Here is a 22,899-nt window from a genome sequence, read left to right on the forward strand (position 1 = left end):
AGTTCCGGAGGATCCGGTCCGAGGCGGTCTCCTGCGCGATGCCCACGAGGCCTACGACCAGGCTGGAGAGCGGCTGCACGGTGAGCTTCAGCAACGGCAATCAGCTGTGGCCGTCGAAGGTCCACCGAACGTCACGGCTGCCGCGCTGGAGGCACAGGATGCACTGCTTGCCTCGCGTATCGAGTTGTACCGCTGGATCCAGCACTTGGAGCGCGGAGAACCTGCGGATGAGCGGGAGCACGCAGCGGACAGTGCGCTGTTAGCCGTTCACCCACCGTTGGTGCGGTTTCTCAACGCGGCGTCTGGTGCTCTGGCGGACAACGGCTTCAACCCGTAACGACAGAACCGTCCCGTCACCCTCTGGTAGGAAGGCACGCTAAGGATCGTGTAACGAGCTCCAAGGACGAGCCGGTGCCTTGTGCCGCCCGAACGTAGATGGGAAACAACGACGTGACCGAACAAGCCGGAACGACAGGACGGACCGATGGTGAGGTTCCGCCCTCGGCCCACCCCACAGAGGTTGCAGCAGATCACCCGTTGTCCCAGTCGGACGTCGAAATTCTGCGCTTGATGGCTGCGGGGTGGTCGATCCGCGAGACCTCGGAACGGATGTGCCTCTCTTATCGGACCGCTATGCGGCGCATCCAGCAGCTCATGACCTTGCTAGACGCTCACAGCACCAAGGAGTTGGCGGCGAAGGCCTTACAGAAGGGGCTGATCTAAACGTGTTTGATAGCGTCTTGTTGTCGGCTCGTGAGCGAGCAACTCCCAACGCGTCCTAGGAACCTCGCGCAGGGCCGAGGAGCCTCGCGAGTCGCGCAGCCTTTTTATGCCCTACTCGTGTCGGAAACTTGGCTGCTTGGCGCTCGACAGCCCGAACCCACTGCTCGTTGCGGTTTCTCGTCACCGGGATGCCTCACGCTCTTCGCGCACGATCTCGCGGTTCTTGGCGAGGTCTTCGAAGACTCCAAAAGCCATGAGCGCGGCACCGGGGGTGTGACCGGAGCCCACGTAGTGCCACTGCCGATCGGTGACGGCATCAGGAAACTTGGTCTCTCCGACGTAGTCAGCGCGTTCGGCGCGTAGCGCCGCGTACGTGGTCGAGTAGGCGCGAGACTTGGTGAGGATGTGGCCCCGGTAGCCGAGGGTGTGTGTCCAGACACGAAGATGCAGAGGCTCGTACTCAGGCAGACCACCGAGGCGCCAGCAGACGCGCATGAGGCTGCGAACGTGGTCGGTGACCGGAGCCGTAGCTATATCAGCCCAGTTGGTCAGCTTGTGGTCCGTGCCAGCGCCGGTCTCGCTCGCTCCCTTGGCCACGTACTTGGCGACGTACGCGGCCACGGCGTCGTCATCCGGTCCGAGACCGTCGGCGCGGAGTGGTCGCGTGTCGACCTGAGTCCCCCAACGCAGAGCGAGTTCCCCAACTGCTGGGCTGTGGAGCGTGCGGACGACGACCCGACTCGCAGAGGCGCGCACCGCGTCGGTCAGTCGGGCGATCGTGCCCCAAGCCGGAGGTTCGTCGGTCGGTCCGTCCGGGCCGTCGAGGCGGACGACGGCATGAACGTGGACGGCACCGCGCCTCTGATACTCGGCGACGCGGGCGAAGGACAGCCGGGCGCGCTCGGCGAAACGGGACTGTACGAGACCCGCGGAGGAGGCGAGGTGTCGGCGGACGCCGATGACGAAGCGGTCCCACAGCATGCCCGCGTGCGCGTGCCAGAGCGCGTGAGCTGTGTAGTCGTAGCAGTCGGGGCAGAGGGGCTGGCCGACGAGGGATCCGTCTGTGTCATGGACCGCGCCGCAGCCGAAGGGACGGCCGTGTTCGCAGCTGGTCCGATCCCGTCGGGGTTGGCAGCGGTCGTCTCCGGCACGGTGCACCGGACCGAAGGACGGCGCGGTCAGCGTAACGAAGAGTCGGGGCCGATGGCGGACCGCGTCGGGGACGTTCTTGCCACCGATCAGGCCAGCGCGGACGAGGTGGAAGGTGTCGCCTGCGTGGAGGCGTGAGCATGGGGCGCAGACGGTGGCCCGTCTGTTGCGGCAGCGGACGGAGAGCCGCTCCCCCGGTTCGTCGCGAGTGTCGTAGTGGCGCAGGATCTCGCCGGTCGTCGCGTCCAGGGTGGTCGTCGAGCCGGACAGGTGCACAGGGTGAGCGCATCCGCCCGTGGCCATGAGCTGTCCGAGCCAGCGCGCGAACTGGGGATCTTGGGCGATGCGGATTGCGTCGCGGTCTGCTTCGGGAAGCTGACGCAGGCGCGCCGCGCGGTCGAGTGTGGCGCGCCTGTCAGCCGAGGTGTTCTCGGGTGTGATGGTGGTGACCTTCCGGGGTGGGCCGCCGTAGCGGCACGGGTGGTGGTGGGTGGCGCGCAGTCGGTCATGTGGATCACTCCTGTGGCTGGTCGGGGGTGGTTCGTGGGTTCAGCGGATGGTTCCGGCGCCCCGGCAGACGCGGCAGCGGCGCAGTCGTCCGGTCCAGGTCCTGCGGGCCCCGTCGCCCTTGCAGTAGGGGCACCTCACGCGAGGCATGGGCATGGCGTCGTGTCCTTTCTGATCAGGTGTGGGAGAAGCCGGTGACGAACCAGGTGACGAGTCCGTGGACGGTGAAGATCACGGGGGTCTGGCCGAGGTAGATGCCGAAGAGGCCGACGCAGACCGCTTCCCAGGCGCGTACGTCGCGGGAGCGGACGAGGAGGACGGTGATGATCCCGAAGATCACCGCGAACGTGAACGCTGTTCCTTCGCTGATCACTTGTCGTCTCCTTCCAGGGCCGCGAGAGCGCGGCGGACAAATGACATTTCCGGGGCCAGCGCGGAGTGCCGCTGTGCTGCCGCGATGGCCTCTTCGGTGGTGGTCAGGTGCGAGCGGGCCCGGCTCCAGCCGCCGTCCGGTCCGGTACACACGGCCACGCCCCGTTCCTGGGCGGTGATCGACTGAGCGACGGTCACCGCGTCCTTGTTGAGGTCGCCCAAGGTCATCTCTGCCGTGCCGGGGTCGTTGACGCGGTGGCAGATCCGGCCGCCGAGCTGGGCACGCAGTGCGGTGACGCCGGGGCCGAGGTCGGAACCGACGCGTTGGCCGGCGACGACCAAGTGCAGGCCGAGCGCGGCACCGAGCTGAGCCAGCCGCAGGAGGAGGACGGAGCACTGTTCGGCTTCCGCCTTGCTCTCCCGTCTGCCGTCCGACAGATACAGCTCCGCGATCTCGTCGACGATCACGACGACCGGCACCGGCCGCAGCGTCTCGGGGAGCTCCCAGATGGAGCGCGCTCCGGCCGAGCGGCACGCGTTCATCCGGTCCTGCATGTCGACCACCAGCGCGCCCAGGACCGCGACCGCTTCCCGTCGGCAGGTCGCGAGCACGCTCAAGCGGCTGGTGAACAGGCCCAGTTCCATGCCGCCCTTGCAGTCGATGCCGATCAGGGCGACGGGTTGCGGGGCGAGCTGGGTGATGAGCCGGGCCAGCAGGGTGGATTTGCCGGAGCGGGTGGCGCCCGCGATGAGCCAGTGCGGGATGAGCCGCAGATCCATCACCCATGCGCCGCCGCTCTCCAGGACGCCGACGAGCGCGGACAGCAGCGCGGCGGGAGCCGTCGCGAGCCCCGGCCGCAGGAGCGGATCCGTGGCGGTCGCCGTCAGCAGGACGAGTCCGCGTTCCGGCGAGGTGACCCGTACCGCGTGGACCTTCCAGGCGTGCACGAAGGCGTCAGCCGCCTTCAGGTACGTGGCCGGGGTCTGGCCCGCGTGCAGGCGCACCACCACGGTCAGGCCCAGGCGGGTGGCGCGCGGGAAGGAGATCCGCGGAGCCACCGGCCGCAGCGGGTCGCCCTTGACCACCAGGTCCCCGAGCAGCCCGCGGGGCGGGCGGCGGGAGACGGAGAGGTCGTTGAGCAGGGCGACCTTGCGCCAGGTGAACAGCACCCGGCAGGTGGTGGCCGGGTATCCGGTGAGGTACCAGTGCCAGGCCGGACGGTGCCGCCGCAGCAGGTCACCGACGACGAGCACCCACGCCAGTACGGCGAGTGCGAGGGCGAGCGCGATCGAACCGTTCATCACGCACCACCGGCCTTTAAGACGGTGCCGTGCACGGGCGTGATGGCGTCCGCGCGGAAGCTGATCCCGTGCCGGTCACCCATCGCCCAGGCGAACGCCACCAGCCCGGTGACCTTGAGGATCTGTCCTTCCTCGATGCCTTTCGGCTCGCCGCTCACCGCGATCTCGATCACGGAGATACGCCGCCGGTCCTGACGCACCGTGACGGCCACGGTGTAGACGGTCTGGCCGTCGCGGTCCTTCTTCACCTCCTGTGTCTCGGAGTTGCTGATCTTCGCTTCGGGCGCGATGGCGCACCGCAGTACGCCGAGCCGCGCCGTGTCCACGGGTATGGACTGCATTGCATGGCCTCCCTGGCCAGTCGGGACGTCCGACATATTCAGACGTCACTTGTCCTTACGAGTTACGACTATGGAGTTCTGTACAGCGGGGGTGCAACTACTTATGCTGACGAGTGATGTCGCGCGTGCGACGTGCCTACGACACCGACCCGAAGGTGCCCAGATGACGGAGATCCAACGCCCCGGAGCCCTCTATCAGCAGGTCGCCGCCGCCATCCGGGAGGCGATCCTGTCGGGCGAGTTCACTCCGGACTCCCTGTTGCCGTCCGAGGCTCAGCTCATGGCCCGCTACCAGGTCTCGCGTCCCACGGTCCGCAACGCCGTTGCCGCCCTGCGCGCGGAAGGCCTGATCGATGTCCGCCACGGCAAGGGCAGCTTCGTACGCTCCGACAGCCAACCCGCGCTCACGATCGAGCGCCGCATCAGCCGCACGTCCGATGGGCAGTTCGTCATGCCCAACGGCGACGTCTGGACCGAAGCCGAGAAGCCGAGCACCTACCGCACGCGCACGACCAAGACCACGGGCCACTTCCTCGCGCTGGACAAGGAGGAAGCGCTGTTCGGATGCGACCGCCTGCTCACCGACCCTGAGACCGGCACCCGTGCGATGCACCGCACGCTGATCCCCTTCGAGGTCACCGAGGGCGCCCCGGCGCTCGCGGAGGAGCCGGGCAAGACGCCGACCGAGGTCTACCGGACACTCACCCAGGCCGGGCACAAGCTGTGGTGGTCGGAGACCGTCCGCGCCCACATGCCGATGCCCGACGAGCGCACCACGCTCCAGCTCCCGGACGCGACCCCGATCCTGCACCTGTCCCGCGTCACGCACGGCGCCAACGACCGCCCGCTGATTCTCGAAGAGTTCCGCGTCGGTGCGGACCGCGCCGAACTCGCCTACCGGATCACCGCCGACAAGCAGACCACCCGACGCCGCCCGGCATGATCGGCAACGGCCATCGGTCAAAACCGTCTTCACTTCCTCAAGGGCGCGCCTGCGGCGCGCCGGGCAGCCCGGCCGCCCCGGCCGGGCGTGCGGCGTGACCGCCGATCCCGTCCGGTCGCCCGACTGCCCGCACCGCAGCACGCCAGAGGTTGTAAGACGTCGACTCACCGAGCCGGGCCGGGGCCCGCGTGGCTGGGGGTCGACGGCCTCCGAGACTTTAGGCAGCTCCCATGGGGCGAGCCTCGAAGACCAGGGGGCCGATCGGGCACACCAGCGGGCAGGTCCAGTACCTGCCCGATCCGCCGGGCGAGCGTAAGGCCCCCTGGTCACTCGCCCCATGGCAGCTACCGCCCAAAGTCTCTGCGGCCGGCGACGTGCCCACGCGCGCCGCCCATCCAGGAAAAAGCGGATCATGCGGCACCACCGTCGCCGCCCACGAGCGTCTCCAGGAAACCGGCGAGTCTCTCCACCGCATCCGGCCAACCAGCGACCCGTACGACCCCGCGACCGCCCCCGTCCGTCGAGGCCACAGCCCGGACGTCCGACAGTTCGAATCCGGAGCGCAGGAGCGCCCGATTCAGCCTGTCAGAGGCCTCCCGTGCCTCACGCCAGCCCGCCATGTAGTCGACGCCCGGCACCCACAGACCACAGTCCTCGCCTGCGATGTCGAGTCCGTCCCTCAGCCGGTCCTCATCCGCGCCAGTCACCTTGCCCACCTCTGCCCTGATCTAGGTAACGGATCGTCAACTTCCTTTGGCCCAGGGCAGAACGCAGAGCAACGGCCCCGGTACCATCAGGCACCGGGGACCGCTGTCCCCTTCCGGACCACCCCAGTTGCTGTCCAGGCGCGGGGGTGGTCCGGTCTCGGTATGAGGTTGTGAAGCGCGGCCCCCCGCCCGGGAGGGGGCCCCCGGAGGAGTGCAGGGGACCGCGCCCCTTTGGCCGGAGGAGTCACACCCCGGCCGGTTCCCGAGCCGCCGCCCACTCCCGATCGCGTGGGAGTTGAACGAACGGTGACGGCCCGGAGATCATCAGTCGGGTCTGTCCATGGCTTCGCGGTCAAGGTCGAAGCGGCACCAGACCGTCTTGCCGCCCCGATCTCTCGGTGTCCACCACACCGCCACCGCCAGACGCTGAACGATCAGCAGCCCGCGCCCTCTGTCGGGCACCACCGCTTCGGAAAGATCTCCCATCAGCCCCGGAGAGAACGGCTCGCCTACCGGGAGCACGGGAGGCGTCGAGTCCTCATCTGCCACACCGACGAACAGCCACTTCGGCCACAGCTTGAACGTCACATCGACGCGCCGCGCGCAACCGGGCTCCGCCAGGTGACGATCGGGCACCGCGTGGTTCACCACGTTCCCGACCAGTTCCGAGACAGCCAGCCGAGCATCGTCCACGACGTCTCGCACGCCAGCCCCACGCAAGAACGCGGCCGTCATGTCACGCGCCACGCGCACGGTGTCGGGGAACTCGGCAAAGAGCGTCAGCGCCAGGAAGCGCCCAGTAGAGGACGGGTCCGGCACCACATACCAGTGAGCGAACGCGTCCACTTCACTCATCAAGTGCGCAGACTTCTTGGCGTCCATCGGTCCCCTTCCGAAGCCCTCGACGGGCCTCTACGGCGCCGCTTGCTGTTGGCAAGCCAGTACACGACGCAGAGGGCGCAGCCGGGAGCGTTCACCAGGGGGTTCACGTGAACACCGGTAAAGGCAAAGGGGGTTCACCGATGAACCCCCTCAGAACGAGACTGCTGTGACAGGATGGATACTCGCCGTTATTCTCGGGCTGGGCAGGGGAGCATGAGCCGAGGGCCGAACGCGCAGTTAACCGCTGTCATGAGCGAAGCGAAGGTCTCCAACAAGGGCCTCGCAAGGCGGATGCGGGACGCCGCCACGCAACGCGGCACAGGGCTGGGAACAACGCACGTTTCCGTCCAGCGTTGGCGCAACGGCGGAGGCATCCAACCGCAAGCAGTGGCGATCATGGCGGACGTGCTCGGCAGCAAAGTGGGCCGCCGGCTCACACCCGGCGATCTCGGATTCCTCGACCACACCCAGCCAACAGCCCCGCAGCCGATCGGCTACCCCGGCACCGTCCCCGACGTACTCACCCTGCTGGACGGACTTGCCGAAGAACGCGCCGAGACTCCATCCCCGGATCAACTGGCCATCGCGGACGCCGACCTCAACTCCGCCGTCCTGTCGTGGATGATCGGCCGCCCCGACGGCGTCCAGGCCGACAGGCCCGCTCACCAACGCGTCGGCATGCGCGACGTGCGCGCGATCCGGGACGCAGGCAGCATGTTCATGCAGCTCGACTTCAAGTACGGCGGAGGCCACGGCCACAAAGCCCTGCGCCACTACTTCCGCCACGAAGTCCTGCCGCTCCTGGACGCCAGCTACAGCGAGAAAGTGGGCAACGCGCTCTTCGGCGCCGCAGCCGAGGTCTCGCAATTACTCGCCTGGACGGCGTACGACACGGGAAACCACCGACTCGCCCACCGCTACCTGACGTCCACGTTGCGGCTGTCGCAGGTCATCGACGATCGAATGTTCGGCGCCCGCATCCTCGGCAACCTCAGCCACCAGGCGAACTACCTCGGCAACCACGCCCAAGCCATCCAGCTCTCACGCGCCGCCGTCGAGGGCGCGAAGGGCCGAGCCACACCACGAGCCATGGCCCTGAACTCAGCGATGGAAGCCCGCGCACTCTCCAACGCGGGCGACCCGGTCGCGGCTGGCCGGGCCATGAACGAAGCGGAACGCCACTTCGAGCACGCCGACACAGGCGAAGATCCAGGCTGGCTCAGCTACTTCGACTCCGCGGAACTCACGGGCGAGATCTGCCACTGCTTCCGAGACCTAAAGATGCGCCGCGAGTCGGTCGAGGCCGCTCAGCGCGCGGTCGACGAAACCGACCCGAAGTACGCCCGCACCTTGGGTTTCTGCCGCATGGTGCTCGCCCAAAGCCATCTGCTGAACGGCGAACTGGAGGCCGCCGTGACCACTGCCAGCCTGGCCGTCGACGGTGGCGACAGCCTCCAGTCCTCCCGCTTCCTGCGCTACGTGACCGACTTCCAGGCCGAGGTGAGCACCCACGCGACAAACCCGACGGTGGCCGCCTTCAACGACCAGGTGCACGACGCTCTCGCCCGACTGGAAGACGACGAGTAGGAACTACCAGGGCCGCCAGTCCCGCGGACCGTCGTCATTACGCAGCCCAGTGATACGCCGGCGGTACTCAGCCGCCGTCTTCTCGTCTTCCTGCACGTTCTGCATCAGCCACGTCGTCATGCCGAACTCTTGGAGACCACGCAGCGTCTCGTACCCGGGCCAGTCGTACAGATCCCGCCCGTACGCGGCCACGAAGTCGGCGTACTGCTCATCCGTCTGCCACCCAAGGCTGTGATGCTCCACGGCCGTCACCATCAGATCCCACTCCGGATGATCGAAGCAGAAATTCTCGAAGTCGATCAGGATGACCTGCCCCTGATCGTCGACCATGAGGTTCTGCACGTGAGCATCACCGTGCACGGGCCCCTTGGGCGTCTCGAACCGCAGCTCCGCGTACTTGCCTTGGAGCTCCCGCCACCGCTTCCGCAGAAAGGCCTTGTCATCCTCCGGAACCACGGCGAGGTTCATCCGCAGCTCTTGCTTGTCGAAGGGCTCGAACGCGGGCAGCGCCAGCCTGGCCGGCACGGTCAAGGAGTGCAGGTCACGCAGGATGACCCCCAACTCCCCATACGTCGCCTTCCGATCACCCTCAACGATCAGATGCCAGAACGTCACCGGATGACCATCGACAAGAAGCGGCTGCTCAAGATCCTCAACGATGCGAGCAGCAGGAAACCCTTCCCCCGTCAGCCACCGCGAGACGGCCACTTCAACGCGCGCTTTCGGTAACCACTCTTCACCCCGGGCCACGCGGACGATAACCGGGGCCGCGGCCAGCCGGAACAGGGCGTTCTCCCCGAGACGGATCAACTCCGCGTCTCTGCCGTCCAGCCCCGCAGCCCGGCACGCGGCAACCATCACCCGCGTAGCCCCCGCCGACGTGAACCCTTCTTCCGCTCGAGCAGCGTCAACCGCCATGCCCGTACCAGCTCCCCTAGTCACATGCGATCAACCGACGCGCACCCATGGGTGACCAACCCGACGCACGTCAGACAGACCACGACGGTACCTAAGGGATTGGGGCGCAACCGAGTCGCATGCAACGCACGTCTTGACTGGTCAAAAGGTCTTGAGGTAAGTCGCGCGGGGCCCGAACCTCTATCTGTCCGATGCACAACCGCGATCCAGGGGCAGATGTCTGTTGTGAGCGCTATTCTGCATGAAGCAGACAGGCACTACGGGGGAAGGTAGATCCGCTTGCGCTTCATGTTCGTCCATGGCACCGGCGTGAGACACAAGCGTTTTGTGCAGTTGTTCTCGTTGATCGCGGGAGGGATCGTAGCGAGGTTCCCCGACGCCGAACTAATCCCGTGCTACTGGGGAGCCCAGTATGGCGCGGTTCTAGCTGCAGGCGGCGCTTCCATCCCTCGCCGTGGGGGAGCTCGGGGAGATATCGCCAACTTCGGAGATCCATTCGATCAGGAGTCTGCCGAATGGCAGCTTTTGCTGACTGACCCTCTTTGCGAGCTCCGAGTTTTGAGCGCCACCTTTTCCACAAGTAACGAGGAGCTTGGAATTCCTGGTGTCAGGTCTGAGGGAGAAGTTGTAGCCGACCGCCTATTCGAAGTGGCTCGGGGCATATCAACTAGTGATGACCTCAGCACCTTGCTGCACGCCACCGGAACCACTGACGTCTTTCTTGACGCAACCCAGAAAATTTCAGAGTCATCAGAGTTACTAAACGCCTGCCAAGCAGCATCCCACCCTTATGCAGTAAGTGAACTAGTCACAGCTACAGCTCGCGCAGTCGCGGCACAGACCTTACGCGATGCCGGTGATGAAGCTCTATGCACAGGCGGTGAACGCGATTCCATAGTCAATACAATAAATACCCGGTTAGGCGGATCCGGACGTGCTCCCGGAGGACGACCAGCAGAGATTCTCGGTAAGCTAGCTCTTCGGTTAACCACGCAGCCAATTCTAGATCACTGGCGCACTCCATTAACCAATGGAGGGGTTCCAGCAATGGGCGATATCTTGCGCTATCAAACTCGCGGGCGCCCTCTCCGGGAACACATACAAAATCTCATCACAGCCAGCGACAAGCCTACGGTCGCGATTGGCCACAGTTTGGGCGGCGTCGCCCTCGTAGACTGCCTTGCATTATCTGCCATTGAACAAGAACCGCTACTCAATATGCGACTCCTAGTGACCGTCGGATCTCAAGCTCCATTCCTCCATGAATTAGGCGCACTAACGGGACTCCCACCTACTGCAACCTTGCCACCAGGGTTCCCCAGATGGCTGAACATCTACGATCGCAGAGATCTCCTAGCTTACCGAGCGGAACCAATTTTTCCCAACCAAGATAGAGTCATCGACTATGAGGTTAACAGTAGGCAGCCGTTCCCTCTTAGTCATAGCGCTTACTGGAAACTCGATTCGGTGTACGATCGAATTGCCGAGGAGATTGAAGCTATCGAGTGAAAATCAATCTCTCCGATCAGGTGGATCCTCAAAGAGTCTATGGACTAATTGTAGGGATAGAATCGTACGCGATTAGCCCTAATTGGAATCTACCCGGCGCGACCCGCGACGCAATACGTTTCATGAAATGGTTGACAGAACGCGCGGCGGTACCGGAAAAAAACTTACACCTCATGCTATCTCCGCTCATTCAAGAGCGAACTAGCCAACTAAATTTCGAGTATTCCTTACCAACTCGAGAGAATATCGAGCAAATCCTCTTCAAAGAGTTGCCCGCACAAGACGGGGATCTTCTGTGGATCTATTGGGCGGGACATGGCTATCTAGACGCAAGTCATCAATTACTATTACCTTATTATGATGCGACTGCCGATTGGACGAAGCATCTCAATCTTGAAGCTGCTCTCCGCTGGTGGAAAACGGCCAGACCTGCAAAGGGCAGGTTTCCGCGGCAGATCATAATTGGAGACGCTTGCCGAGTTGACGCGAACGCAGCCCGAAACCTTACCTTTGGACAAACTGACTACGGAAGCGGACGCCCCGATTCAAAGCGTCGGCAATTTACGCTTTATGCGGCTCATGCCGGCGAGATGGCCCAAAACCTCGCTGACCGCGGGGCCGGCCAGTTCACGGACGTCCTACTACAACAGCTTGATAAGCGCACCCTTGATGACACCGTACGGCAACTAGTCAGCGTTGCCCAAGCCGTACAGGCCGACCTTCAGGTGTTGCGCGCCCAGAACCGAGCCTGGCAGCACCCTCAATTTGTCATCGATCGCGACTGGTCAGATTCCTCAATTTTTGGAGATCGTTGGATTATCCAGGAAACCGCTGAATCCGGAGCTATGAGATTAGACCAGATCGCCTGGCAAGGACTTGCACCTCTTCTTGCGGAACGTACTCCACCAGCGCATTCATATGACGCTTACAGATGGGCGTTTGAAATCTCAGATTGCATTTTCCCCGCACACCAGGGTTTACCAACGGGTGGCCTAGCTGGAATCACACGCGACCTGAATTCACGCCAAGGTAGGCATCGAGACATGCCTCTTGTTATGCCTTTCATGCGGTATCTCGCAGCGCGTTCCAGTGATGCTTCCTGGTCGCGGGTGGCCGACGAATGGATTACGTCCACATGCGAGCGGCTAAGAACTTCCGCTGTGCCTATACCACCCGGCCCCGAACCAGAGCCACCAAGTCTTCACGTACAGTTAAGAAGGGATGAACAGAGAAACGGTCAATATTGGCTAAGAATGTGGACCTACCACGGTAACGCCTTTGAGGCTGTTTGGGAATCGGACGATGCCGTCGACATTACTACCGTGAAGGCCCGCCTCGGCGAGCAGCTAATGACTAAACGTGCTTACGGATTGAGCCGGATCGAATTCCATACTCCATACGAACTGCTTGTGGAGGAATTTGAATCTTGGCGTCTACCAATCGGACGGCGCGGTAAACCGGTAGTTTTGGGGCATGTGTACGAAATCGTAATGAGATGTCCAGACGAGCGAGACGGCATAGCTGGCGAGCACTGGCGCCGCAAATGGGATTGGTTTAAGGTCCACGGTGGACTCCACCCGAAAGCGGTTCATAGCCTAACCGACGATCAAGTCTCTACGTCACTGAGCTTACATCTACAAGCTGACGCGCCGCCTGTTTGTATTCTCGCAGAAGTTTCTTCTGGGCATCTGATGGATACTCTTGATGCTGTTCTAGATTCGGGTGTACCGATTGCCGTATGGTCCAGAAGCTACGGCCAAGGAACAGCTGCCCGCTACGTTACACAAACGCTTAACGATGCTGGCTTGATGGACCTCAACCGATTGCCTCGCGTACTGAAGATGGCACGTATTCCACAATCTCCGGGATTAATCGATAGCAGTAGCAACACAATACAACCGATGGCATTGATGTGGGACGACCCCGAGCGTGTACCAGAGAGGAGACCTTTGACATGAGGGACTGGTGGATCTATCAAGGCCTTGGAAGCGTAAATGATAAGAATATCAGGCTAGCGGAGCAACAACCGCCTTGGCGGTCCTTTACTGGGGTACCGGACCCATCGTACGAACCTCCCGGAACTCACGGCGCAGCATGGGAAGAGACCTGCCGGCGAGGCTCAGGTTACGTGCCAGATGCCGCAGAGATCGATGCAGTAAACACAGCGCTCTACCTTCGGCGTCCGCTATTGATCACCGGTAAGCCCGGTACCGGAAAGTCCACACTCGCCTACAGTATTGCAGCAGACCTCCAACTAGGCCCGGTTCTTCATTGGCCGATTACTAGCCGCACCACTCTCCGTGACGGTCTTTACCAATACGATGCAATCGGACGTCTTCATGACGCAAATCTGCGTAGCTTCGAATCCGAATCTGCCTCCATTGATCCGTCCATCGGACGCTATCTCCGTTTGGGACCGCTTGGAACTTCGTTGATTCCTCATGATATGCCGCGCGTGTTGCTTATCGATGAGATCGATAAGAGCGATATAGATTTGCCGGGTGATCTCCTGACGGTTTTCGAGGAAGGATCTTTTGATGTTCCTGAGCTAGCGCGAGTTGCAGCCCGCCATCCCGAAGTTCGCGTCGGGACCGAGGACGACCCTGAAACTGGTGTGAACGTACCGCGAGGGAAGATTAGTTGCTCAACTTTTCCGATAGTAATTCTAACGAGTAACGGGGAGCGAGACTTCCCTCCTCCCTTTCTGCGTAGGTGTATCAGATTGCATATGGGTCCTCCAAGCAAAGAAAAACTGACACAAATTGTGCGCCAACGCATGAAACTCGAGAGCGATGATGCAATGGCCCAGTATCAGGACATTATTGATGCGTTCATTAACCGTCGCCTTGAGGGGGATCTTGCTACCGACCAACTTCTTAATGCTGTGCAACTCCGCTTGTCTGGCGCTTGGCAAGATGCCACAGATCAGTCTCACTTTCTAGAGACGGTACTACAACGTCTTACAGGTCCCACCCTGGGGTAGGTATGATTGATAAGCTGTATTCGGCTTTAATCGCTGCAGGTGTCGATGTGGGCCCTGAAGAGGTAGCAGAGATCCTTTGGCTAGCCACACGTACTATTAATGCTGAATCGAGTGAACCCAATGTTCCTCGTCGTGTTCCTGAGTATTCGAATTCCACGCTGCCAATCCCAGTCCCAGAAATTACTCGCGAGAACGGCACCGCCGCAGAGGTTAGGCGCTACTTTAATACTGATGCCGAAGCCAAGACACCTCATGCATCGCAAAGTCCGGCAGGCGGGCTAGTTCTTGTTCAACGTGCGCCCGCTCTGGATAACCCGCTAGAAATCATGCGCGCACTTCGACCGCTTGGGCGCCGAGCGCTGACTAACGGCGGCGTTACGGAGCTCGATGAAGAGCAAACCGTAACGACGAGTGTTGAACAACGCATGATGGTTCCTGTGTTCAAACCACAGAAGGGGCATTGGCTCGATCTTGCGCTGATTATTGATACTCATCATTCGATGTTGTTATGGAATGATCTTGTAGACGAGCTACGCCGGGCTTTAACCCTTACCGGTGTTTTTCGAGATGTGCGAGTCTGGTATTTAAGTCACGGAGACGGACAGGAAGCGCACACAGTTTCAAGAACTACACGCGGGGAACCTAGGCCGCCTCAGGAAGTATCTGACCCTGCCGGCCACCAACTCGTTTTAATTGTCTCTGACACAGTTGCTTCACGATGGAAAAGCCAGAGCTTGGCCAGTATCATGCGACAGTGGGCGTCTCATGGGCCGCTTGCCATTTTGAATGTTCTTGCACCACGTCTTTGGACACGGTGCGCTGTGCACCCTATCGGTGGTCTAGTTCGACCAGGTTACCCGGCTGCACCAAACACATCATGGCGGCTTACACCTCCACAAGGAAAACGACGACGATCTGAGAATTGGTCCAGATTTTTTGATAAAGTCGCCATCCCGGTTTTGGAAATTTCGCCGAAAGGTATTGCAGCTCTCGCCACAATTGTGGCTGGCTCCGGAGAGTGGAACCACGTCCCTTGCTTGATTCTAGAACGTGATATCTCGGCCACAGAACAAGGAGCCGCGGTGAATTCTCCTAACCAAGCGGTCTCTGACCCCGTAAGCACTTTTCGTAATTTTCAAGAAAACTCTTCTCCTGCTGCTCAAGAACTTGCGGGTTATCTATCAGCAGTGCCTTTGACGCTGCCAGTTATGACGCTTGTGCGCCGTGTAATGATGCCTCGCTCCGAGCATAGCCACCTAGCTGAAGTTGCGCTCGGTGGACTTTTTGAGTCATGGGCAGGAATTCAATCAGCTGCCGATATCGATCGATTCGAATTCCAGTTCCTTCCTGGAGTCCGGGAAGCGTTGCTTGGAGCGCAGCTTCGCGAGGATGTTACAGCAGTTCAAGAAATTGTCCGGCGTCAGGTAGCCGATTTTATCGAACGTTCCGCAGCGGTTAGAACGTTCCAAGCAGTGAAGGTCACAAGCAATGCCGTGAAAGACCTATATGTTAAGGAAGGCGCGATCCCATTTGCCGAAACTGATCGCACCTCCGAAACAGATACAATTGGTCGATTGGCTGGCATTCAAGCTGATGTGAGTTCGTCCGTTGCAAACGATGACGAGCAGTCAGCTCGTGTCGTGGCAGGAAGATTCCGTCTAGATCAGCTTCTGTCGTCGGGGGTGCGTGAGAAAAAATGGCAAGCTTGGGATCAAGAAGCACGTCGTCTGGTGTCCGTGAGCGAATTTCAATCCTTAGGTCAAGGATCAGATAGGGGCGCCTCCAACTGGGCAGAGAAATATCGACAAGCTCACCGAGCAGAGCCACAGCATTTAGTATCTCTGTATCATGTGGGTAGCGAGTATGAATCACTCTATGTTGCGACCGAGGAGCCAACTGGACTGTCCTTGCAGGACTATATGCAGGAACAGGGAAAGCTTGGAGTGGGATTTACCGAAGCGCTGGCGTTTCAAATCGATTCAGCACTATCCGCCTTGCACGGATCGGGCTTAGCTCATGGCGACCTTAAACCCGAAAATATCGTAATCGGCCCGACGGGTATTGCGAAGGTGAAAAGCTCTTTCTCTTCCACATGGAGTACACAGAGCATATCTCAGTATTCACCACCGGAGGCAGGCAAGGTTCCACCTAATAGAAACTCGGATTTATTCTCCCTTGGATGTATTCTGTTTGCGAGCCTAGCGGGTAGCGCTCCGTACTCCGCTGGATTCAGCGCGCTCGAGGAGATGCCGAGTAGCGTCTCACGAATGTTACGCCGCACAATTCTCGGACTTACTGCTTTAGACCCGGCAACGCGGGATTCTGGCGCTCGATCTCTAAGTAAACTTAAATCGGATCTGTTGAGGCGCGCGGAAACAAGTGGCGCGGACCTGGATGAGGCTTCTAGCTCTTCATACGCGCCAATCCAAGGATTTCGCCCCTATGTTCCCAGTGAGGACGAGAGGCATACGTCATCCCCGTCTGACGACGGGGATCCGCAGTTGCTTCGGCCTTACGCCATGACTGGAGGCCGCACAAGGTCGCGCTATGATCTTTCCATCGAATCTTTAGTCACCACTACAGCAGATCAAGAGCATCTAGTAGGACTACTTCCAGAACATTCGAGGATTTGCCGCCTCTGTGTGGAAAGTAAGTCTGTAGCTGAAGTTTCAGCCTTACTTTCAATTCCTCTTGGTGTTGCTCGCATTCTGGTGGCGGACTTGGCTGAAGCTGGCCTTGTTTCGGTCAATGATCCCAATTCTCGAAAAAGGGGAAAGCAGGAGCAAATTCACCTGCTTGGCGAATTGCGCGATGGATTGGAGGATTTATGACGATTGCCGCCGAGTCTCGCTTCGCAGGAAATTATTAGTCGAACAAGTTCGAGATACCATTTAAGGCTACCCTGGATAAGTGCTTTTCTTGAAGCACTGGAATCTCACGAAAATCGCACACATTTTTCATCGTTGTTACCGCTTGAACCTGACTTAATCAAAGAGGTCGAAGAGGCAGTCAGCTGACTGACCTGGCCTCCCACGGCTGAGGTGGCCTCCCGATCTCTCGTTTCCACCACTGACCCTCTGCATCCCGAAACCCGAAGACGATCACGATTCGTGCGTCAGGGACGGGACGGACTGCCTCGCCGGCTGGATCGATCAGTTGCACTCTCGCCGTCAGCGTCTGCTGTGGCTGAAGGACACATGCGATCTTTGCGTTCGGCCTGGTGTCGAGGTCCAAGCGCCAACCCACCGCATCGTGTGACGGCGACTGACGAACATCCAGGACCTCAACATCACCTATGGGGCTTGAACCTCCGTTGGTGATGCAGACGTCAAACGTCATACCGCTGGACCACGGAACTGACGCGATCACCAAGGAGGCTCGGCCATGAGCTGCTTTAGCCACTCGATCCGTGTCTTCTTGATCCGCCTTTACAGCCCGTCGGTGCGGTATCCACAGTGCCGCGACGGCAACACCCACACCACCAGCTGCGATCCCGGTGCTCACTATGTTCCAGACATCGGCCATGAACCCACCCCGCACGCGTCTATGCCGGGAGGATCGCAGACGTCTGGCTTGCTTCTCAACAGGCGCGGGGCCCAACGGACATCAGATTCCACAACTGGGGCCATGAGGCATGTTGAACAGCAGAGTTATTGCCGCATGAGCCAGACTTGACCGACGATTCGCGCAGGGCCGCGACCGGGGCCAGTTCCGCGCGGGTCTGGGCCCACAGGACCAGGCCGTACGCGGCGACGGACAGCGCGGCACCCAGGAGCCCCAGCCCGGCGAACGGCCGGAGTATGCCCAGGAGTTCGCCGCGCCGGCGGTACAGCGCGTACGCCGGGACGGCCACGCCCTCCACCGCCATCAGCCAGGCGATGTAGCCGAGGGAGGAGCCCGAGGCGCGTACGCCCAGGCCGTCCACGACCGTGTACGCCGCGATGGTCAGGCCGGTCGCGAACGCCGCGACGATCGCCGCCCAGTCGGGCCGCTTCCCGCGCAGGCCCCACAGGGCGACGCCGGTCAGCCCCGCGCACGACACGGCGATGCCCGCGGCCGCCCAGCCGTCGGGCACCTCGTGCGCGAAGAGGGCGGCGAGCAGCGTGACCACCAGGGGCGCGGTGCCGCGCGCGATGGGGTACGCCTGCCCGAAGTCCCCCAGCCGGAACGACCGCATCAGCAGCATGTAGTACACGACGTGGATGACCGCAGAGGCGAGCAGGTACGGCCAGGCCTCCGCCGCGGGAAACGGTACGAACGGCACCATGACCAGGCCGATGAGCGCCCCGCCGCCCGCTATCAGCGTGAAGCCGACGAGCTTGTCGGTGATGCGGTGGGCTATCGCGTTCCAACTGGCGTGGGTGATCGCCGCGAGCAGGACGGCCGCGGTGACCAGCGGGGTCACGCGGTCTGCTCGCGGACGTCCACCAGGGTGCCGCCGGCGTGGTCGATCAGGGTCCTGGGGGCCATCGGGAACACGGTGTACGGGGTGCCCGCCGCGGCCCACACGATGTCGTGGCCGAGCAGCGAACGGTCGGCCAGGACACGGGTCTTGCTGCGGTGCCCGAAGGGCGGCACGCCACCGATGGCGTACCCGGTCGTCTCCCGTACGAGATCCGCCCTGGCCCGGGTGACCTTCTCGGCGCCCAGCGCGTGCTGGACGAGTTCGAGGTCCACGCGGGACGAGCCGTCCATGAGGACGAGGACCGGAACGCCGTCCGCGGCTAAGATCAGCGACTTGCAGATCTCGCTGAGCTCGCAGCCGAGTGCCGCGGCGGCCTCGGCGGCGGTGCGGGTCGCCTCCGGGAAGCGGCGGATCCGCGGAAGCAGGTCGTCGAGACCCAGATTCCGCACGGCCTCGGCGAAACGGGGGTGTGCTCCGGACTCTTCGGTGCCGTCAGTGGCGCTCGTCGTCATACCCGGCACGCTAGCGGTGCGTGTACGAGGCATGCGAACGGGTTGCCAGGAACCGGCGCCCCCGCCCTCTCCGCCCTCTCCGAAATATTAGTAGCCATGAACATAGTAGCCATGTACTGTATTTCTCATGAGCGAGACCGGCAGCGAGATAGGGAGCGGAGCCGCGAGTGAGAGACCGAAGGGGCCTGCCCCCACCCCCGGCTATCTGGTCTGGCGCCTGGCCAACAAGTGGCGCGTCGCCGTGGACCAGGCCCTGGCGCCCCTGAATCTGACGCACGCCCAGTACGTGCTGCTGGCCTCCCTGTCCGGCATGGAGCGAACCGGCCGGCCGCCCAGTCAGAGGGAGCTCGCCGACCACACCGGCCTTGAGGCGCTGTACGTGTCCAAGCTGGCCCGCGCCCTGGAGTCGGCCGGACTCGTCGCGCGCACCAGGGACACCGAGGACACCCGGGTCGTGCGGCTGGCCCTCACCGAGGAGGGGCGCACGACCGTACGGCCGGCCATCGACGCCGTACAGGTGCTGCTCGATCAGCTGCTCGCCTCGCTCGGCGGGCTGGGCGACCCCCGCACCACGGAACTCGAACGCACCCTCACCGACCTGCTGGACACCCCACTCGACCCCTAGGACCCGCAGAATCCGACGGAAGGACGGCTCGACATGCCCGACACCCGTGTTCTCGACTCGGCGATGCACCACGAGGAGTCGGGCAGCGGAACGACGTTCGTCTTCCTCCACGGCAACCCGAGCTCCTCGCACCTGTGGCGGAACGTGCTGCCCGGCGTCGGCGCCGGACGCCTCCTGGCACCGGACCTGATAGGGATGGGGCGCTCCGGCAAGCCGGACATCGCGTACCGGTTCGCCGACCACGCCCGATATCTCGACGCCTGGTTCGACGCGCTCGGCCTGGACCGTGTGGTCCTCGTCGGCCACGACTGGGGCGGCGCACTGGCCTTCGACTGGGCGTCCCGGCATCCCCGGCGGGTGCTGGGGCTCGCCTTCCTGGAGTCCATCGTCAAGCCGATGGCCTGGGAGGACCTGTCCGAGCAGGCGCGCAAGCGCTCCGAGACGATCCGGGCCGCGGGCACCGGCGAGGAACTGGTGCTGGAGCGGAACCTGTTCGTCCGGCAGGCGTTCACCGGCGGTGTCCTCACCCCGGTGGCGGACGAGGTCCTGGAGACCTACCTCGCCCCCTTCCCGACCCCCGAGAGCCGCAGGCCCGTCCTGGAGTGGGCCCGGCAACTGCCGCTCGGCGGGGACCCGGCCGGGCTGATCACCCGTATCGAGGCGTACGACGCCTGGCTCGCGAAGAGCGAGGACGTACCGAAACTGCTCATGACGTTCGAGGGGTCGCCGACCCTGCTGATAGGCCCAGAAACGGCCCGCTGGTGCGAGGAGCACATCGCCTCGCTGGAGAGCGTCCACTGCGGGGCCGCGGGCCATCACGCGCCCGAGGACCGTCCCGCCGAGATAGCGGCCGCGGTGTCCGCGTGGGCCGACCGGCACCGGCTCCGCTGAACCGGCTGCGTCGAATGGGCTGCGTCGAATGGGCTGTGCCGCACCGGCCGCCACAACGAAGCAGCCGGTGAGGGCCGCCCGTCCCCACGGGGCCCTCACCGGCTGGTCATGGCCGGCTGCACCGGCCGCTCGTCACCGGTTCCACCGGCTGGTCATCGCCGGAGCCGTCGCGTCAGACGCGTACCAGCTCCCGGTCCTCGTCCGTGGCCGCGTCCTTCGCGGGGCCGTCGTCGAGGGCCCGCAGGCCCTCGCCCTCGACGTCCACGTTCGGCAGGGCGCGGTCCAGCCACTTCGGGAGCCACCAGGCCCGCTTGCCGAGCAGTGCCAGGACCGCCGGCACGATCGCCATGCGAACCACGAAGGCGTCGAAGAAGACGGCGATCGCGAGACCGAAACCGATCATCTTGATCATCGAGTCACTGGCACCGACGAAGCCGCCGAAGACGGCCATCATGATGATCGCGGCGGCGACCACGACCCGGGCGCTGTGCCGGAAACCGGTCACGATGGCCTGGCTCGGCGACTCGCCGTGGACGTACGCCTCCCGCATCCGGGTCACGAGGAACACCTCGTAGTCCATCGCGAGGCCGAAGACCACGCCCACCATGAAGATCGGCATCATCGACATGATCGGGCCGGTCTCCTCGACACCGATCAGTCCGGCCAGCCAGCCCCACTGGAAGACCGCGACCACCGCGCCGAGCGCGGCGAGCACGCTCAGCAGGAACCCGAGCGCCGCCTTGAGCGGGACCAGGATCGAGCGGAAGACCACGATCAGGAGGAGGAAGGCCAGCCCGACCACCAGGGCCAGGTACGGGACCAGCGCGTCGTTGAGCTTCTGCGAGAAGTCGATGTTCATCGCGGTGGTGCCGGTGACCAGCACCTCGGCGTCCGTGTCCGCCTTGATGTCGGCGCTCTGGCCACGGATGGCGTGCACCAGGTCCTCGGTCTGCGTCGAGGACGGCTTGGAGCCGGGGATCACGGTGATCGTCGCGGTGTCGCCCGCCTTGTTGGGCGCGGGCGGGGTCACCGTCACGACGTCCTTGAGGCCCTTGATCCCGTCGGTCACGGACGTGAAGGCGGCGGTCGGGTCGTCGCTGTTCTTGGCGTCGACCACGATCATCAGAGGGCCGTTGAAGCCGGGGCCGAAGCCGTCCGACAGCAGGTCGTACGCCCGGCGCTGCGTCGTGGACGTCGGCTGCGAGCCGTCGTCGGGCAGGCCCAGTTCCAGCTGGGTGGCCGGTACGGCGATCACGCCGAGGCCGACCACACCGAGCAGCAGCACGGCGGCCGGGCGGCGGATGACGAAGCTCGCCCAGCGGGTGCCCATGTTGGGCTTGGCCGGCTTCTCGGAGGTACCGGACGCATCGGATGGGCCGGACGTACTGGTGGCGCGCGCCTTGCCCTTGTCCTTCCTGGACGCGTTGTCCTTCCTGGACGCCTTGCCCTTCTCGCCCGCCGGCTTGATCTTCCTGCCGGCGTACCCGAGCAGCGCGGGGATCATGGTCAGCGCGATGAGGACGGCGACCACGACGGTGCCCGCCGCGGCGAGGCCCATCTTGGTCAGCATCGGGACGTTGACGACCGAGAGGCCCGCCAGGGCGATGACGACCGTGAGACCGGCGAAGACCACCGCCGAGCCGGCGGTGCCGGTGGCGCGGCCCGCCGCCTCCTCACGTCCGCGGCCCTCGGCCAGTTCCGCCCGGTAGCGGGAGACGATGAACAGCGCGTAGTCGATGCCGACCGCGAGGCCGATCATCAGCGCGAGCGTCGAGGTGGTGTCGCCGAGGTCGAACGTGCTGGCCAGCGCGGTGATGGTGGAGACGCCGATCCCGACGCCGATGATCGCCGTCAGCAGCGGCAGTCCGGCCGCCACCAGCGAGCCCAGGGTGACGACGAGGACGACCGCGGCGAGGGCGAGGCCGATGATCTCGCCGGTCGCGCCCATCTCGGCGCCGGCCTCCAGCGCGTCGCCTCCGACGTCGACGGTCAGCCCGGTGTCACGGGCCTTCTCGCCGGCCGCCTCCAGGGCGTCCCTGGTCGAGTCCGCGAGTTCCATGCCGGGGGCGTCGTAGCGCACCGAGGTGTAGGCGACCGTCCCGTCCTTGCTCACGGCGTTCGTCGTGAACGGGTCGGTGACGGAGACGACCTCGGAGCCGTCGCCCAGTGCCTGCACGGTCTTCGCGACGGTCGCCTTGTTGTCGGCGTCCGTCATCTTCTGGCCCTCGGGCGCCTTGAAGACGATGCGCCCGGTCGCTCCGTCGGCGCTGGCGCCGGGGAAACGCTGTTCCAGCAGGTCGAAGGCCTTCTGCGCCTCGGTGCCGGGGATGGAGAAGGAGGTGGTGCCCGCGGGGGGCGCGGAGGCCGCTCCGACGCCCGCGAGGGTCAGCAGCGCCACCCATATCAGGACGGCGAAGTGCCGTCGCCTGAAGGCGATTCGGCCGAGTTTGTAGAGGAACGTGGCCACGAGGGCGTACTCCCGGTCAGTCGGTGATGGCCGGCGTCGAGGCAGGCATCAGGGCAGGATCCAGGCATCAGGGCAG

At 63.3% G+C, this 22,899-nt stretch carries 17 protein-coding genes and 1 pseudogene; 8 read left to right on the forward strand and 10 right to left on the reverse strand.

Annotation, left to right across the window (positions count from 1 at the left end):
* Positions 1 to 903 precede the first annotated feature (903 nt).
* The 4 genes from OHS59_RS18995 to OHS59_RS19010 form a co-directional block, all read right to left on the reverse strand.
* A complete protein-coding gene (locus OHS59_RS18995) occupies positions 904 to 2,256 on the reverse strand; it encodes a replication initiator (protein ID WP_328499271.1) in 1,353 nt (450 codons plus the stop codon).
* Between the two features lie 298 nt (positions 2,257 to 2,554).
* Positions 2,555 to 2,752: a hypothetical protein gene (locus tag OHS59_RS19000; RefSeq protein WP_107015575.1), complete on the reverse strand. Its 198-nt coding sequence runs from the start codon at positions 2,750 to 2,752 to the stop codon at positions 2,555 to 2,557.
* Positions 2,749 to 4,053 carry an FtsK/SpoIIIE domain-containing protein gene (locus OHS59_RS19005; protein ID WP_328494597.1) on the reverse strand — a complete coding sequence of 435 codons (1,305 nt, stop codon included), beginning with the start codon at positions 4,051 to 4,053 and terminating at the stop codon, positions 2,749 to 2,751. Before OHS59_RS19005 ends, OHS59_RS19000 begins: the two co-directional genes overlap by 4 nt.
* A complete protein-coding gene (locus OHS59_RS19010; protein ID WP_328494598.1) occupies positions 4,053 to 4,394 on the reverse strand; it encodes an SCO3933 family regulatory protein in 342 nt (113 codons plus the stop codon). Before OHS59_RS19010 ends, OHS59_RS19005 begins: the two co-directional genes overlap by 1 nt.
* Positions 4,395 to 4,557: 163 nt before the next feature.
* On the opposite strand from OHS59_RS19010, the gene OHS59_RS19015 reads away from it, so the two are divergent.
* Positions 4,558 to 5,337, forward strand: coding sequence for a GntR family transcriptional regulator (locus OHS59_RS19015; RefSeq protein WP_328494599.1), 780 nt, complete (start codon positions 4,558 to 4,560; stop codon positions 5,335 to 5,337).
* 410 nt (positions 5,338 to 5,747) lie between these two features.
* Here the strand turns inward: OHS59_RS19015 and OHS59_RS19020 are convergent, their stop codons facing one another.
* The gene (locus OHS59_RS19020) at positions 5,748 to 6,044 is read right to left on the reverse strand and encodes a hypothetical protein (protein WP_328494600.1); all 297 of its coding nucleotides are present in this window, start codon (positions 6,042 to 6,044) and stop codon (positions 5,748 to 5,750) included.
* A 324-nt stretch (positions 6,045 to 6,368) separates the two neighbouring features.
* A complete protein-coding gene (locus tag OHS59_RS19025) occupies positions 6,369 to 6,926 on the reverse strand; it encodes an ATP-binding protein (protein WP_328494601.1) in 558 nt (185 codons plus the stop codon).
* 213 nt (positions 6,927 to 7,139) lie between these two features.
* Here OHS59_RS19025 and OHS59_RS19030 point away from each other — a divergent pair, with 213 nt between their 5' ends.
* On the forward strand, positions 7,140 to 8,513 hold the full coding sequence (locus OHS59_RS19030; protein ID WP_328494602.1) for a sporulation protein: 1,374 nt from the start codon (positions 7,140 to 7,142) through the stop codon (positions 8,511 to 8,513).
* A gap of 3 nt (positions 8,514 to 8,516) precedes the next feature.
* Here the strand turns inward: OHS59_RS19030 and OHS59_RS19035 are convergent, their stop codons facing one another.
* A complete protein-coding gene (locus OHS59_RS19035) occupies positions 8,517 to 9,431 on the reverse strand; it encodes an aminoglycoside phosphotransferase family protein (protein ID WP_328494603.1) in 915 nt (304 codons plus the stop codon).
* 1,505 nt (positions 9,432 to 10,936) lie between these two features.
* Between OHS59_RS19035 and OHS59_RS19040 the strand changes: the two genes are divergently transcribed.
* From OHS59_RS19040 to OHS59_RS19055, 4 genes and pseudogenes are all read left to right on the forward strand, one after another.
* Positions 10,937 to 12,898: a VMAP-C domain-containing protein gene (locus OHS59_RS19040; RefSeq protein WP_328494604.1), complete on the forward strand. Its 1,962-nt coding sequence runs from the start codon at positions 10,937 to 10,939 to the stop codon at positions 12,896 to 12,898.
* 170 nt (positions 12,899 to 13,068) lie between these two features.
* Entirely contained in the window at positions 13,069 to 13,923 is an 855-nt protein-coding gene (locus OHS59_RS19045) for an AAA family ATPase (protein ID WP_328494605.1), read from the forward strand.
* 2 nt (positions 13,924 to 13,925) lie between these two features.
* A pseudogene (locus tag OHS59_RS19050) lies at positions 13,926 to 16,145 on the forward strand (SAV_2336 N-terminal domain-related protein); the annotation flags it as partial.
* Between the two features lie 201 nt (positions 16,146 to 16,346).
* Entirely contained in the window at positions 16,347 to 16,754 is a 408-nt protein-coding gene (locus tag OHS59_RS19055) for a DUF742 domain-containing protein (RefSeq protein ID WP_328499272.1), read from the forward strand.
* A gap of 749 nt (positions 16,755 to 17,503) precedes the next feature.
* Here the strand turns inward: OHS59_RS19055 and OHS59_RS19060 are convergent.
* Positions 17,504 to 18,328, reverse strand: coding sequence for a DMT family transporter (locus OHS59_RS19060; protein ID WP_328494606.1), 825 nt, complete (start codon positions 18,326 to 18,328; stop codon positions 17,504 to 17,506).
* Positions 18,325 to 18,840, reverse strand: a complete 516-nt coding sequence (locus tag OHS59_RS19065) for a YbaK/EbsC family protein (RefSeq protein WP_328494607.1) — start codon at positions 18,838 to 18,840, stop codon at positions 18,325 to 18,327. Before OHS59_RS19065 ends, OHS59_RS19060 begins: the two co-directional genes overlap by 4 nt.
* 127 nt (positions 18,841 to 18,967) lie before the next feature.
* Here OHS59_RS19065 and OHS59_RS19070 point away from each other — a divergent pair, with 127 nt between their 5' ends.
* Both OHS59_RS19070 and OHS59_RS19075 read left to right on the forward strand, forming a co-directional pair.
* Positions 18,968 to 19,465 (forward strand): MarR family winged helix-turn-helix transcriptional regulator, encoded by a 498-nt coding sequence (locus OHS59_RS19070; protein ID WP_328494608.1) that lies wholly within the window; start codon positions 18,968 to 18,970, stop codon positions 19,463 to 19,465.
* 33 nt (positions 19,466 to 19,498) lie between these two features.
* On the forward strand, positions 19,499 to 20,356 hold the full coding sequence (locus OHS59_RS19075) for a haloalkane dehalogenase (RefSeq protein ID WP_328494609.1): 858 nt from the start codon (positions 19,499 to 19,501) through the stop codon (positions 20,354 to 20,356).
* A gap of 172 nt (positions 20,357 to 20,528) precedes the next feature.
* Here the strand turns inward: OHS59_RS19075 and OHS59_RS19080 are convergent, their stop codons facing one another.
* Positions 20,529 to 22,823 carry an MMPL family transporter gene (locus OHS59_RS19080; RefSeq protein WP_328494610.1) on the reverse strand — a complete coding sequence of 765 codons (2,295 nt, stop codon included), beginning with the start codon at positions 22,821 to 22,823 and terminating at the stop codon, positions 20,529 to 20,531.
* Positions 22,824 to 22,899: the final 76 nt, after the last annotated feature.

Origin of the sequence: Streptomyces sp. NBC_00414 (assembly GCF_036038375.1) — a bacterium.
Taxonomy (GTDB): Bacteria; Actinomycetota; Actinomycetes; order Streptomycetales; family Streptomycetaceae; genus Streptomyces.

What these genes read in the sequence shown, in the direction of transcription:
- OHS59_RS19005 (WP_328494597.1), bottom strand. Translation starts at nt 4,053, where the DNA reads ATGAACGGTTCGATCGCGCTCGCCCTCGCACTCGCCGTACTGGCGTGG.
- OHS59_RS19010 (WP_328494598.1), bottom strand. Translation starts at nt 4,394, where the DNA reads ATGCAGTCCATACCCGTGGACACGGCGCGGCTCGGCGTACTGCGGTGC.
- OHS59_RS19015 (WP_328494599.1), top strand. Translation starts at nt 4,558, where the DNA reads ATGACGGAGATCCAACGCCCCGGAGCCCTCTATCAGCAGGTCGCCGCC.
- OHS59_RS19025 (WP_328494601.1), bottom strand. Translation starts at nt 6,926, where the DNA reads ATGGACGCCAAGAAGTCTGCGCACTTGATGAGTGAAGTGGACGCGTTC.
- OHS59_RS19030 (WP_328494602.1), top strand. Translation starts at nt 7,140, where the DNA reads ATGAGCCGAGGGCCGAACGCGCAGTTAACCGCTGTCATGAGCGAAGCG.
- OHS59_RS19035 (WP_328494603.1), bottom strand. Translation starts at nt 9,431, where the DNA reads ATGGCGGTTGACGCTGCTCGAGCGGAAGAAGGGTTCACGTCGGCGGGG.
- OHS59_RS19065 (WP_328494607.1), bottom strand. Translation starts at nt 18,840, where the DNA reads ATGACGACGAGCGCCACTGACGGCACCGAAGAGTCCGGAGCACACCCC.
- OHS59_RS19070 (WP_328494608.1), top strand. Translation starts at nt 18,968, where the DNA reads ATGAGCGAGACCGGCAGCGAGATAGGGAGCGGAGCCGCGAGTGAGAGA.
- OHS59_RS19075 (WP_328494609.1), top strand. Translation starts at nt 19,499, where the DNA reads ATGCCCGACACCCGTGTTCTCGACTCGGCGATGCACCACGAGGAGTCG.